General features: G+C 60.7%; 11 protein-coding genes. All 11 read right to left on the bottom strand.

Annotation, left to right across the window (positions count from 1 at the left end; all coding sequences use genetic code 11):
• Window positions 1-73: 73 nt before the first annotated feature.
• The gene (locus tag DR_RS16035) at window positions 74-1258 is read right to left on the bottom strand and encodes an IS4-like element ISDra7 family transposase (RefSeq protein WP_076611356.1); all 1185 of its coding nucleotides are present in this window, start codon (window positions 1256-1258) and stop codon (window positions 74-76) included.
• Between the two features lie 184 nt (window positions 1259-1442).
• A protein-coding gene (locus tag DR_RS16530; RefSeq protein WP_149357991.1) for an IS630 family transposase occupies window positions 1443-2445 on the bottom strand; the annotation gives its coding sequence in 2 pieces (ribosomal slippage) (window positions 1443-1982 and window positions 1984-2445; 1002 coding nt in all).
• A 311-nt stretch (window positions 2446-2756) separates the two neighbouring features.
• Window positions 2757-3323, bottom strand: coding sequence for a DUF3592 domain-containing protein (locus DR_RS16020; protein WP_027480400.1), 567 nt, complete (start codon window positions 3321-3323; stop codon window positions 2757-2759).
• A gap of 213 nt (window positions 3324-3536) precedes the next feature.
• Complete coding sequence (locus DR_RS16015; RefSeq protein WP_010883967.1) at window positions 3537-5897, bottom strand: glycerophosphodiester phosphodiesterase family protein; 2361 nt, start codon at window positions 5895-5897, stop codon at window positions 3537-3539.
• A 7-nt stretch (window positions 5898-5904) separates the two neighbouring features.
• Window positions 5905-6168 carry a thioredoxin gene (locus DR_RS16010; RefSeq protein WP_010884021.1) on the bottom strand — a complete coding sequence of 88 codons (264 nt, stop codon included), beginning with the start codon at window positions 6166-6168 and terminating at the stop codon, window positions 5905-5907.
• Window positions 6161-7156, bottom strand: a complete 996-nt coding sequence (locus DR_RS16005) for a ribonucleotide-diphosphate reductase subunit beta (RefSeq protein WP_027480401.1) — start codon at window positions 7154-7156, stop codon at window positions 6161-6163. The genes DR_RS16010 and DR_RS16005 overlap by 8 nt, the downstream gene beginning before the upstream one ends.
• 56 nt (window positions 7157-7212) lie before the next feature.
• On the bottom strand, window positions 7213-9300 hold the full coding sequence (nrdE, locus tag DR_RS16000; protein ID WP_027480402.1) for a class 1b ribonucleoside-diphosphate reductase subunit alpha: 2088 nt from the start codon (window positions 9298-9300) through the stop codon (window positions 7213-7215).
• A complete protein-coding gene (gene nrdI, locus DR_RS15995; RefSeq protein ID WP_010883964.1) occupies window positions 9285-9710 on the bottom strand; it encodes a class Ib ribonucleoside-diphosphate reductase assembly flavoprotein NrdI in 426 nt (141 codons plus the stop codon). The genes nrdE and nrdI overlap by 16 nt, the downstream gene beginning before the upstream one ends.
• A 156-nt stretch (window positions 9711-9866) precedes the next feature.
• The gene (locus DR_RS15990; RefSeq protein ID WP_162177816.1) at window positions 9867-10349 is read right to left on the bottom strand and encodes an acyl-CoA thioesterase; all 483 of its coding nucleotides are present in this window, start codon (window positions 10347-10349) and stop codon (window positions 9867-9869) included.
• A 433-nt stretch (window positions 10350-10782) separates the two neighbouring features.
• On the bottom strand, window positions 10783-11817 hold the full coding sequence (locus DR_RS15985; RefSeq protein WP_010883962.1) for a tyrosine-type recombinase/integrase: 1035 nt from the start codon (window positions 11815-11817) through the stop codon (window positions 10783-10785).
• 157 nt (window positions 11818-11974) lie between these two features.
• The gene (locus DR_RS15980; protein ID WP_063653103.1) at window positions 11975-13150 is read right to left on the bottom strand and encodes an IS4-like element ISDra7 family transposase; all 1176 of its coding nucleotides are present in this window, start codon (window positions 13148-13150) and stop codon (window positions 11975-11977) included.
• Window positions 13151-13278 lie beyond the last annotated feature (128 nt).

Below are 13278 nucleotides of genomic sequence, written 5' to 3'. Positions count from 1 at the left end.
AGGTCAAACAATGGTTCGTGCAGTTTTAGGCGGCTTTAAGTCCGAAATCCAGCGGACTGAACGGCGAATTCGCTCATTCTTCAAAGCGAGCCGAGAGGTCCAGATTGGATAAAATGACCTGGGCCAGCAGGGCGTTATACGCCCTGCGTTTCATGTCTTCGAGACTGAACACCAGATCCTGCCCGCCACCTGCCGCTCGCAGGGCCTCCAGTCGGCAAAGATTCAGGGTCAGCAGCACCACGTTCCAATGCGCCTCGATGCCCTGCTGTGACCGCAGTTGCACATCCTGGCCCCCCAGGAACTGTTTGGCATCCCGGAAGATCAGTTCGATCTCAAAGCGGCTTCGATACAGCGCAATGACCTCATGAGCCGGCATGGTCACAGCGGTGCTGAACAGCACCGCGTAGCCGGTGACCTGACCCTTTTTACCAATCTGCTGAATGACGACTGCGCGCACTTCCCGCGCCCACTGCACGCTCCAGACCACCTGCGTCCACACCCGCTCAGTCGGCCTTGCAGAGACGAGGTCGAAGCGCTGCAGGTCACTGAAGTCCACCTTACCGTCGAACTTCTTCTTTCGCCCCCGTCGTCTGGGATGCTCACCGGTGTAGAGGTCGTTGAGGTTGGCGTTGCGAGGCAATCTGGAGATAAACGGGAGACCGTGACCCGTCACGGTCTCCACGATGGGTTCCTTCGCGTAATTCCCGTCGGCAACGACAGCAGCCAGATCAAGCTGTTGAACAGTCCGGAGATCGAGCAGCACGTCATCCAGCTGATCGGCGGYCTGTTCCAGACGAGTTGGAGCCTCAGACCCGGTCAGGGTCTGACGGACATCGACCGTCAAGGCCTGCCGGTGCTGGACATCAATGAGGGCACAACAGGATTGCTCGATTCCGCGTTCGGTCCGCGCGGCACAGCCATTCCAGAACGAGCCGAGGTGTGCGGTGTGCTGACCGGCTTTGCGGTGAAAAGAGGCGTCGATGGCCAGAACGCACAGTGGGCTGATCAGCCCACTCTCGATTGCTGTACTGACAGTCGCCTGGTGTAACGCGCCCCACGGAATGGCCCCATCGTCACTTCGGTGCAGCCAACGACGAATCGTACTCTCCGAGCAGGCTGCATACCGGGAGAGATTCAGGGCGTTCAGCCGTCCAGGAACAGCGAGAAAAACGCTGAGCAGCACGGTCAGGAAATTCCGCTGCGTCTTGCGCAGCGGGACCGCGCTGAGAACGTACTGTAGGATGGCCATCAGACCCATTGGAAGCGGTGATTTCACAGCTCCATTTTCAATGGGTCTTTCCTTTTGGGCTCAAAACTGCACGAACCATTGTACGAAACGCAAAGTAGCGAATTCGCCCACCCAGAAGCAGCTTCTGAGCACGAGGTTCTGAAGTGGGAAGTTCCGAACCTCGACGTAGCATTGCAACTTTATAGATAACGTGTTAAGTCAGAAACTCCTCGGTGATGCCGAGGAGTTTTGCTGGTAAGCGGCGATAACGCACCTTCCGCCAAGCAGAACGAAGGAAAACTTTGAGTTCCTGCACACTCGCTGGACAGCAATTCGCCAGCAGATGTCGTTTGACATAGGCCCAGACCTGCTCAATGGGATTGAACTCAGGTGTATACGGTGGCAAATAAACGATGCTGAGCCGCGGGTTCACTTTCAGGAACTCTTGGACGACCTTGGCGCGGTGAATTCGGGCGTTGTCGAATACCACGGTGACTGATCCAGCAATATGCCGCAGGAGGTGGGCCAAATAAGCGACGACGTCATCGGCTTTGATGGAGCCTTCATGGGTCTGCTGAAAGAACTGTCCTGCTGAAGTGATGCCGCCAATCGTTGACAGCTTCCTCCACTCGGTTTTGGCGAAGATCACTGGGGTCTGTCCTGTTCGAGCCCAGGTGCTTCCCAAGATCGGTTTCATGCTGAAACCGACTTCATCTGCCCAGACGATCGTTTCGCCAGCTTCGACCTTTTTTTTCCAGGGCTGGAAGTTCTTCTTCCAGCCAGGCATCGATCTTCTCCGGATTCTGCTCGATCGCGTGTTTCTCTGCTTTCTGCCAGGAGAAGCCCCAGCGACGAAGTAACTTGCCGATCCAGTCATGGTCGTACCACACATCGAATTTGAGACCGATCACGTCACGGACGCGCTCTGTCGTCCAGCGACCATCGGGAAAACGTTCTGGGTCTGGACCCTGTTGGAGAAGCTCAATAATTTCTGCGACCTGGGCATCATTGAGCCAAGCTGGGCGTCCGGAAGAGAGGGTCGCTTCAAGCGACCCTCTTTCGCTGAGGCGAACTCGCCAAACGCGCACAGTACTGGGTTTGACGCCAAAATGCTCAGCAATGGAAGCGGTCGTCCACTCGGGATTATTCAGGAGGGGCTGCGCCGCGAGACGACGTTCTTCGAGTTGTTGCCGGGTAAGCCGATTAGGTTGCCACACTTGAGGCATGCCTGGAGTCTACCCACTTCGCTACCGACTTTACACGTTATCTATAGGTCAGGACAGTAGATTTCTATCTCTTTTCCCGCTCCCCAGGCCCGCTAGCGGCCTCAAAAAGTGCCGACACTGCCTGACATTGGTGCATTTCTACTGCATAGCTCGTGAAACGCCTCACTTCGCGGTTGGGAGGAGCTCCCTTCAAACAGGGCCAGTTCGGTAACTTGACGTTTGAATTCGGTGGTGTGGGTTCTCCTGATTGTCACGGGTTTGCCTCCGGTGGTGAGCCTTAACTCCACCGACACAAAACTGACTCAATCCCGCGGGCCGGGAGAGCCCTTTGCGTCTTGGTGTCCTGGCTTGGTAACGATCTGGCGTCTCTTTGTTCTCCACCGTGCACCGATCAGGAGGCCACTCAGGCCAAGCAGGAAGAAGGTCACGCCAAGCCAGAGGGAGAGTGGGGGAGTGCTCCTCGTCAGGCTCAGAGCACTCTGGCCCGGATTCTGTGGATCGAAGTACAGCGGAACCGTTGTGCCCTCCTGATATGGCTGCAGGCTGCGCTGCACGGCGTTGAAGCTTGAGGTGCGGTAGTTGTTGTCGCTCAGCGGATCCAGGGCGATTCCCTGATAGTTCCGGCCCCCGCTCTGGTAGACGTAGGTGACGTCCGGTTGATACATCACGCCGTGGCGGTCGCTGACACTGCGGACCTGGGACCGAGTGATGAGGGCCTGGGTTTGCTGCCAGGTTCGCTGCGCGGTGCTCAAACGGGTGCGTTCCTGCACGTGGACCATGAGCATCACACCACCGCCCAGCGCGAACAGGCCACCCATGACCAGCAACACCAGTCGTGGGTCGTTTGACCGCCAGCGCAAGGAGATCATGCCCAGAGGATACCGAAGGGAAACTGCGGTCATCCTAGACGCCCCTCCCAGGCATTGCTCTTCTCTTATGACTTGGGGCACGCCTGTCAGCACAACATCTTCCAGATAGAGAATTGAGTCAGGCACAGGTGCCTCGTATCGAGTACCGACATGCGTATGGGTGAGGGCAGGTTGTCACTGACAAGCACGGCTCAGCCAGCTGTTCCAACCGCCTCAGTGATAAGCGGGCGCCAGCTTGAGCGCCGTGGGAAGCTTGATCCATAGGAACTCGGTTTGGTCTTTGACGTCTGCGCCGCGCCCACCGGTTGCCGGGTAATTGTTGTCGTTGGCGACGAGCAGGGTGTCGGGGCCGAGCACCAGCACGTTTTCGATGGTGAAGTAGGGGAAGGAAAAGACGCCGCCCCGGGTGCTTGGTGCCAGGCCACGCGGATCGGCGAGCGCCATCAGGTCGGCCACCAGGGTCTTACGCAGGGTGCCGTCGGCATTTTTGGCCGCGAGGTCAATCAGATACAGCCGCTTGAACTTGGCCGTTTCCCCCTGACCGTTGTCGCGCTCGATCACCAGCATCTGCGAGTCGTTCACGGGCGTCAGGTCGCCAATCGCCTCGCCACCCTGTTCCAGCACGTAGCGGCCCGCCAGCGCCCAGTGCCGCGTGCCGAGGTCGTAGCGCATCAGGCGCAGTTGCCCCGCCGGGTCGCCCGCCACCGTCTTTTCCAGCAGGCCGTAGGCAAGTTTGCCGCCGGGCGCGATGGCAAAGCCCTCAAAGCCGCCGCTCGCGGGCAGATTCGCTGCCGCGCTGCTCAGGCCCTGGGCAAACGCCGGGTGCTGTGGGCTGCGCACCTCGGGGGCCGTGTATTGCCCAACCACTTTGGCGCCGGTGGCCGGGAAATCGGTAAACAGGCCGTCCACGCCCGCTCGCAGGGCTTGGCGCATCTCGGCTTCGGGGTCGTTCTTGTACGTCGGCAGCAGGTAGGTCGGCTCGTTGCGGAAAGTCCAGGAATGTACGAGGAGCCCGGCGGTGTGTGCGCGCGTCACGAAATCGGTGGTGTGACCCTCGCCGTCAATAATCCAGCGCTTGTACGCTCCCACGCCATTGGCGTAGGTGGCGATCTCGCGCAGCGACGCGTCGTTCGTCAGCGCGTCGTACTTGCGCCCGTCCCCCGCCGCTGCCCAGTCGTAAGGCGCCTCGTCGGGGCTGGAAATCAGCTGCACCAGGGGCAACTTGACGCCCGCCGCCGGCATGATTCTGGTGTTGAGGTCTTTGAGGTTGCCCACCTCAAACGACTGGATAAAGACGCGGGCAGGGTCGGTGAAATTCAGCCGCTTGAGGGTGTCAATCAAAAGTTGCGAGGTGTTGACCTTTGCCACTTCGGCCATGTAGGTAGGGTGCTTCGTTTCTGGATAGATGCCCACCTTGCGCCCGGTTTTGGCCTCTACATCACGAACGAGTGCGATGATTTCTTCCAGCGTGGGCACCGTGAACTGGCCGTCGTAGGCTTTGCCGCGCAGCTGTGGAAGCCGCTCCACTGCCCGCAGCGTCCGCAGCTCGGCGAGGGTAAAGTCTTCCACGAAATAGCCGTGCACCTTCACGCCGTCGAGCGTCTTGGTGGTCAGCCGGTCCCTGAATTCGGGCCGCGTCGCCACATCGGTGGTGGCTTCTAGTACCTTGCCCGTCTCGTCCACGGCAGCGATGACCGGCTCGTGCCGGGCGACGAGCACGCCATCTTTGGTGACCACCAGGTCGGGCTCGATAAAGTCGGCCCCCGCCTCGATGGCCGTCCGGTAGGACTCCAGCGTGTGTTCGGGCCGGGTGCCTGAACTGCCCCGGTGGCCGATGACGATGGGCGCCTGCCCACGCAGGGTGGGCAAGCCAGGAAGGTTGGGCGTGGCTATGGGGGCTTCGAGCAGCCGCCCGTCCGCCGAGAAATGCAGCAAGAATGGCCCGAATTCGTCACCAATCCACAGGGTGCCGTCAGGAGCGAACGCAAAGCCCTCCACGTCAAAGTCGGCCCCGGTCAGCAATCGCTCGCCGCTCGCCTCGTTCACGATTTGCCAGGGCACCTTCTTGTCAGGGTCACGGAGCCCAATAAAGCTGCCCACCTTGACGCTGCCTGTCCGCGCCGCCGGGGTACCGGGGGTCAGGCTCACCCGATAGAGCCGCAACAGGTAATCTGCAGAGTTGTTTTTCGCTCCGAAGCCGTTGTCGCTCAGGAAAATGAACCCCTGACCCTGGGGGTCACGCTGCACGCCGGAAAACCCCTGCACCGGCTGGCCCTGAAACCGCGCTTCCCCACGCAGGCCGCCGTTCCAGGCCCCGCTCGCCGGTCCCTGAGCAAAGGTGTCGGCTTTCAGCTCCGCGTAGCCGACCAGGGTGGGTCGAGGAACGGACGCAGTAGGAGCCGCAGTGCTGGGCGCCGCAGACACAGGGGCAGCAGTCACAGGCGCCGCGCCGCCGCCCAGCGCTGAGGCCGAGCAAAGGGAAAGGGTGAGGGTCACTGACCAACCGAGGAATGTGGGTTTCACGGCTTTGCACTGTGTGGGCCGCTTGTCAGCCCGCTGTGCGCCGGCCGTCATCGCGGGGTCAGCCTTGCAAAAAGGCCCTCACTGCCCCGAGGCTCCCCGGATCATGCGCCCTGGTTCCGTCCGAAACCCGAATGAGCGCGGGGACGCTCCGCACACCGAAGTGGGCACTCAGGGCGTCAAAGCGCTCCTGGGCACTCTGGCGGTGAATGACTTCAATGTGACTGTCAAATTGCCCCCTGAGCGGCCCGGCGAGCATCTTTTTCAGCCGCTCGCAGCCGGGGCAGGCGCCCTGCGTGAGCAGCAGGAAAGGGCGATCACTCATGGACGGTCACCTGCGCGGGCTCATGCCAGAGCGTCTCAATATCGGCGTCGGTCAGCGGCTCCACCGTCATCTTGCTGTAGCTGCTCCCCTTGGCCGAGAAGAAATCGTGGGTGGTCCCCCGCGCCTGAATGCCGTTTTGCACGATGGGGTTGATGTCCTCGTCGCCGAAGGGGCGGGGCAGCGCCAGATTGTCGGCCAGCACGTTGAAGTTGAAGCGAATAAATTTCTTGACTTCTCCTGTCAGACCCACGTTGGCATAAAGCTGCTCAGTGTAGGCGAGTTCGTTGCTGTAAAGCGCCTGCAAGGTGTCATCAAACCACGCTTGAGCGTCGGCCTGCTCTGCCGCGTTCATGGTGGCAAATTTCTCCTGTGCCAGCAGCGCGACGTACACGCCGTGCAGCGCCTCGTCCAGAATAATGAGATTGAAAATCTCGCCTGCCGACACCATCTGCCCCTGCCCGGCGAGGTAGAGCGGGTAAAAAAACCCTGAGTAGAACAGCGCCGTTTCCAACATGCACGACACCACCAGTTTTTTCCATACTCCGAGGTCGGACACGTCGGGGTCACGGTAGACGCCCTGAATGACGGCAATCTTGTGCTGGAGTTGTGGCTGCGTCCTGACCCACTCGAAGACCTCGCGCTCCTCGCTCGCTGTCAGGAAGGTCTTGTTCATCAGGCTGTAGCTGCGGGCATGAATGTCTTCCATCATGCCCTGAAACTGCAGGGTCGCCTTGCGAATGTGCCCGTCCACGAGGTCACGCAGCCGGGGCATCCCCACCTCACCTTGCAGGGTGTCCAGTGCGTTCAGCCCCGCTGAGGCGTGGATGTACGTCCAGCGTTCCTCGTCACTCAGCGTCTTCCAGGCCAGCGCGTCGTTCGTCAGCGGAATTTCCTCGGGGAACCACAGCTGCGAGGTGTATTTGGCGTAAAAGGTGGCCGAAAAATTGTCTTCGGGTTCGGACCAGTTGGCGGCGGAAAAGGGGGTCATGGGCACCTCGTTGTTGATTGGCTGGGGCGAACCGAACACTCGATCAGGCTGGATATTCACACCACGCAACTCAGGCAGTCCTGCACGTTCGTCTTGCGTAAGCGCGTGTAGTACAGCGTCTTGATGCCGAGGCGGTAGGCGTACAGGTAGTAGCTCTGCAGCGTGCGTGTGGTGGCCGAGGCCGGCAGGAACAGCGTGCAGCTGATGCCTTGGTCCACATGCTTTTGTGCGGCGGCCACGGTGTCGAGCACGCGGCGCTGGTCCATGTCGTAGGCTTCCTCGTAGTACCACTCGGTGTCTTCCGACAGGTGCGGCATGGGGTAGATGGTCCGCGCCTTGTTGCTGGTGCGGGTTTCCACCTTCTCAGTAATAGGCATGATGCTGGCGCTGGCGTGCGAGACGTAGGAAATGGAGCCGGTGGGCGCAATCGCCATCACGAAAGAGTGGGCGAGGCCATGCGTTTTGATGTCCTCCACAAGTTGTTCCCAATCGGCGCGGGTGGGCAGGGTGTGCCCTTCAAACAGTGCGGCGACTTCGGGCCTCCTCGGCGCAAAGTCGCGTTCCAGATACTGCGCAAAGTGTTCCCCCGACTGATAGCGGCTGCCTTCAAAGCCGCTGAACACGAAGCCGGTGTCGCGGGCAATTTCCATACTCGCTTTGCGGGCGTGGTAATGCACGGCAGCGAAAAACACGTCCACGAATTCGAGCGCCTCGGGCGAGCCGTAGATCAGTTCCTTGCCCGCCAGAAAGGAGTGCAGGCCCATCGCGCCCAGGCCAATCGAGCGCATCTCGTCGTTGGCGCGCTTGACCGCCGGCACCTCATGGACGCTGGTGGAGCGCGCCACGTTGTCCAGCATCCGGATCGCCGCGCCGACCACCCGCCCGAGGTCGCCGCCGTGCATGGTCTGCTCGATGACGAGCGAGGCGAGGTTGCACGACACGTCCAGGCCGATTCTGTCCCGGTGCTCTTGGCCGTAAGGGTGAAAATAGCTCGGCGTGGTGGGCTGCAAAATTTCCGAGCAAAGGTTACTCATCTTGATCGTCCCCACATTCGGAATCGGGTTGGCGCGGTTGGCATTGCCCTCAAACAGCAGGTAGGGGTAGCCGCTTTCGCCCTGCGTGACGGCAATATCTTCCAGAAGCCGCCGCGCCGACACGCGCTTTTTGCGGATGTTGGGGTTATCTGCCAGCGCCTGATATTCCTTCGTCCAGTCAATAGAGGTGAACTCGCGGCCCGTTTCCTGAAAAAAGGAGTGCGGGTAGAACTGATAAATATCCTCGCCGCAGCGCACTTTTTCCATAAAGATGTCAGGAATCGTTGCGCCGATACTCAGGGTCTTGAGCCGGGCGTCCTCATCGGTGGCAATTTTCTTGGCGTTCAGCAGGTCACTGAAGTCAGCGTGCATCACACTGAGGTACACCGCCCCGGCTCCCGGGCGCTGCCCCGCTTGGTCAGCGTAGCGCAGCATGTTGTCCAGCATCTTTGCCACGCCCAGCACGCCTTTCGTGACGTTCTGAATCCCGCGCAGGCTTTCGCCCCGTGCCCGCAGATTGCTGGCTTCCACGCCGATGCCGCCGCCCCCCTTGCTCAGTTCGGCCACAAAGGACAGCGTCTTGGTAATGGAATCCAGGTTGTCGGTGCAGTCCTGAAGCAGAAAGCAACTCACCAGCCGGCCCGTGTTCGCCTTGCCCGAGTTCATTAGGGTGGGCGTGGCGGGCGTAAAGGTCTGGTTGACGAGGTGGTGAACAAGTTCCAGCGCCTCGTCCACGCGTTCCGAGCGGGCGAGCGCTGTAATGCTGAGGCGGTCTTCGTAGCGTTCCAGCCAGCGCGAGCGGTCGGGCGTCATGCCGGCGTACTCGGAATAGAACTTGTAGGCGCCCATAAACGCCTTGAAGCGGAACTTGTAACCGTACGCCTTTTCAAACACCTGCCGGACGTCCTCAGAGCTGTAGCGCTCAAAAAGGCGGGCGTCCCACAGACCATGCTCGGTCAGGTAACGGATTTTCTCGCGTAGATCGTGGAAAAAGACGGTGTTCGGGTTGACTTTTTCCTGAAAATAGGCTTGCAGGGCGTCCGTGTCGTGCTGGGTGTCCACGACATTCCCGGCCAAGACTTTGTTGTTCAGTTCTATCCAGCGTTCCATGGGGTGGGTTCTCCAGTGCACGAGGTCGGGAAAGGCGGGGCTGATTCGGCGTAGTGCAGCAGCCAGCGCCGTACGGCGGCGCGGTCTGCCGCCGTTCCGCCCTTGTTCAGCTTGGCCACGACGGGCACGCGGTACTCGGCGGCAATCACGTCGGCGGCGCGGGCAAAGTTGTGGCCCCAGTGATACGAGCCGCTGGCGACCACGCCGCGCAGCAGGTGCCCGTGGGTGGTCAGCAGGCGGCGGGTACTGGCCGGAACCTCCCCACTGCCGAAGGTGTAGGTCAGCAGCAGGTAGGCGTCGGTCGGGGCCGGGTCCTGCACCCTCATCGGGGAGACATGCAGCTCAGCGGCCAGCGTCTCGGCAAAGTGCCGGACATTGCCCGTCAGTGAGTCGTAGACGAGGCGCAGCACCGTCAGCCTTGCAGGGTGTCGCCATGCCCCATGCTGCTGTGAACCTCGGCGTCGAAATCGCGCATGTTATCGGTCACCGCGCCCAGCCCGCGCTGCATACATCGCTGCTCTGAGTCCGGGCGACGTCTGTCGGCAAAAGGACGGAGGGTTCAGCGGTCATGTCGGCCCCGCCTCGAGCGCAGGCACCGGCGTGGGTTGCCCGTCGGCTCCTAGAGCCACCAGCACGAACGTCCCCGAGCAGCCGAGCTCCCGCTTCTCGCTGTACATGTCCTCGGTAAACAGTTCGACCAGCACGGTCATGGAGCTGCGGCCTGTCTTCACCACGCGCGCAATGAGTTCGACCAGTGAGCCTTGCGGAATGGGGCGGGAAAACTCCATGGCGTCGAGGTGACGCGTAACCACCTTGCGGCGGCAGTAGCGTGTGGCAGCAATAAAAGCCGCCGAGTCCATCATGCTCAGGGCTTCGCCACCGAACAGCGTGCCGTGATGGTTGGTGGTGCCAGGAAAGACGATGTGGGTGATACGGGTTTCAGTTGCGCGGGGACGTGACGGGGCAGCGCCCTGTGGACCCTGAGGCGCGTGATCTGGACCATTCACCACCGCGTTCTCAGGGGGAGCCGGGAGGTCTTGATCGGGCATGGGCATGCTCCTGCAAAAGAGAAAGGCCACAACGGTCAGCAAAAGGCCGTCGTCAGAAAGGAACAGCAAAACAGCGTGCCCACAGCTGGGCACGGCTGGAACAAATTCAGTTCAACATGTCTTCCCACCTGACGCCCCTAGCGCGGGGGCGAAGCACCGAAGGCGTTCTCCACGAGGCGAGCGTTCGGACTGTAACCGTAGCGCGACTGTGCCGGACTGAACCCAAAAAGCTGGGGATGACCGGACTTCCCTCTGTTCCTCGGGAGGCTTTCAACCTGAAAGCAACATGTGGATACTACAGGTGGCACTTACGCCGGTCAAGAGTGACAGATATGGTCTATTTTGAGCCATTGGGGGCTCCTTCAACGTAGGGCCTAGCATATTCTGCTTGTCTTCTACCCTGCTGCAAGCAGGGAAACGGCCCTTCAACCCGTTACCAGGACTTGACCGCGGGCGCCTTGGTCTTCCGTGCGTATTCGACGTAAATCTCGCTGCTGGTGATGTCGGCGTGACGGAGGTGGTCCCGAACGGCCAGCAGGTCGGAAGTGTCACTGTAGATCCGTGTGCCTGCGGAGTGTCTGAGCCCGTGGACCTGCCGGCGAGAGTAGGGAACGCCGGTGCGTTCGCACACGGCCTTGACCCGCCCTTGGACGTAATCGACGCTGCCTGCGCTGAGGACGCGTGGACCGAGGTCCGGTGTGGCGCTCAGCCAGAGGGAAAGCGCCTTGGCCAGCGTGCGGCTCAGCGGCACGCCCTGTCTTTTCTGGTGTTTCCCGGTGACCATCAGGTAAGGGTGCTCGCCGTCTAAGTGGACATCCACCCTTTGCAGCCCCGCAATTTCGCTGACGCGCAGGCCAGCGTGGGCACCAAGGAGGAGAATGACCTTCTCTTCAAGGTCGCCGGCGCGGACGAGTTCTTCCACTTCGGTCTCCGAATAGGGTTTGCGTTTCTCCGTGCGTGGGACAGGATCAGGTGCAGGACGAACATCCGCGAACGGTGTGGCGTCGGTGGCGCCTGCCCAGCGCAGGGCGGCAAACAGTTTGCGGGCGGCGGCGAGCCTGACCCGGACAGTGGAGGTGTTGTAGCCCTGAGCTTCAAGCCAGCGAGCGTAGGCGACGCCGTGATTGGGGCGGGGCCGCAGCAGTTGCAGCCCGACCTGCTGGGCGTAGCCGAGGAAAACGTCCAGGCCTTTGCGGTAGGCGCGAATGGTGTGGTGGCTGACCTTGGCGCCACTGAGACCATTGAGGAGCAGGTTGGCTTCGGTGAGTGACCACAACGCTTCGACGTCCATATCACGGGCGGCCTCGGTCGCCCGCCTCCGAAGTACAGGCTCGTCCATGTCCGCCCAGGCCTGGGCTCTGGCTTGGATGTCGAGGCGGTAAGCCATCAGCTCCAGAGAGGTGGAGGGGGCCGGTTGCGGCGTTGCAAGATGGCCCAGCGGCTGAGATACAGCCTCAAGAGTTTTCATACCGATTCGAGGATAGCTCAGTTGGAAGTAGCAGCGGTATAACTTGAATTATCACGGCAAAACTGATCAGACCGTTATGTCATCCTCTTAAACAATGGTTCGTGCAATTTTAGGCGGCTTTAAGTCCGAAATCCAGCGGACTGAACGGCGAATTCGCTCATTCTTCAAAGCGAGCCGAGAGGTCCAGATTGGATAAAATGACCTGGGCCAGCAGGGCGTTATACGCCCTGCGTTTCATGTCTTCGAGACTGAACACCAGATCCTGCCCGCCACCTGCCGCTCGCAGGGCCTCCAGTCGGCAAAGATTCAGGGTCAGCAGCACCACGTTCCAATGCGCCTCGATGCCCTGCTGTGACCGCAGTTGCACATCCTGGCCCCCCAGGAACTGTTTGGCATCCCGGAAGATCAGTTCGATCTCAAAGCGGCTTCGATACAGCGCCATGACCTCATGAGCCGGCATGGTCACAGCGGTGCTGAACAGCACCGCGTAGCCGGTGACCTGACCCTTTTTACCAATCTGCTGAATGACGACTGCGCGCACTTCCCGCGCCCACTGCACGCTCCAGACCACCTGCGTCCACACCCGCTCAGTCGGCCTTGCAGAGACGAGGTCGAAGCGCTGCAGGTCACTGAAGTCCACCTTACCGTCGAACTTCTTCTTTCGCCCCCGTCGTCTGGGATGCTCACCGGTGTAGAGGTCGTTGAGGTTGGCGTTGCGAGGCAATCTGGAGATAAACGGGAGACCGTGACCCGTCACGGTCTCCACGATGGGTTCCTTCGCGTAATTCCCGTCGGCAACGACAGCAGCCAGATCAAGCTGTTGAACAGTCCGGAGATCGAGCAGCACGTCATCCAGCTGATCGGCGGTCTGTTCCAGACGAGTTGGAGCCTCAGACCCGGTCAGGGTCTGACGGACATCGACCGTCAAGGCCTGCCGGTGCTGGACATCAATGAGGGCACAACAGGATTGCTCGATTCCGCGTTCGGTCCGCGCGGCACAGCCATTCCAGAACGAGCCGAGGTGTGCGGTGTGCTGACCGGCTTTGCGGTGAAAAGAGGCGTCGATGGCCAGAACGCACAGTGGGCTGATCAGCCCACTCTCGATTGCTGTACTGACAGTCGCCTGGTGTAACGCGCCCCACGGAATGGCCCCATCGTCACTTCGGTGCAGCCAACGACGAATCGTACTCTCCGAGCAGGCTGCATACCGGGAGAGATTCAGGGCGTTCAGCCGTCCAGGAACAGCGAGAAAAACGCTGAGCAGCACGGTCAGGAAATTCCGCTGCGTCTTGCGCAGCGGGACCGCGCTGAGAACGTACTGTAGGATGGCCATCAGCTCAGTAGGTGACAACTTCGGTTCGACGTTGTCCCAGACGGCAAAAACCAACAGTCGGCGCCATCAAGCTTGATGGGGCCGACTGTTCGCGGTTTCCTGAGAGTGTGAAATCAACAGAGGGGAGC

This window comes from Deinococcus radiodurans R1 = ATCC 13939 = DSM 20539, from assembly GCF_000008565.1.
GTDB lineage: Bacteria > Deinococcota > Deinococci > Deinococcales > Deinococcaceae > Deinococcus > Deinococcus radiodurans.
The sequence above is the reverse complement of the archived record's forward strand: the minus strand, read 5'-3'. Positions and strand labels throughout refer to the sequence as shown.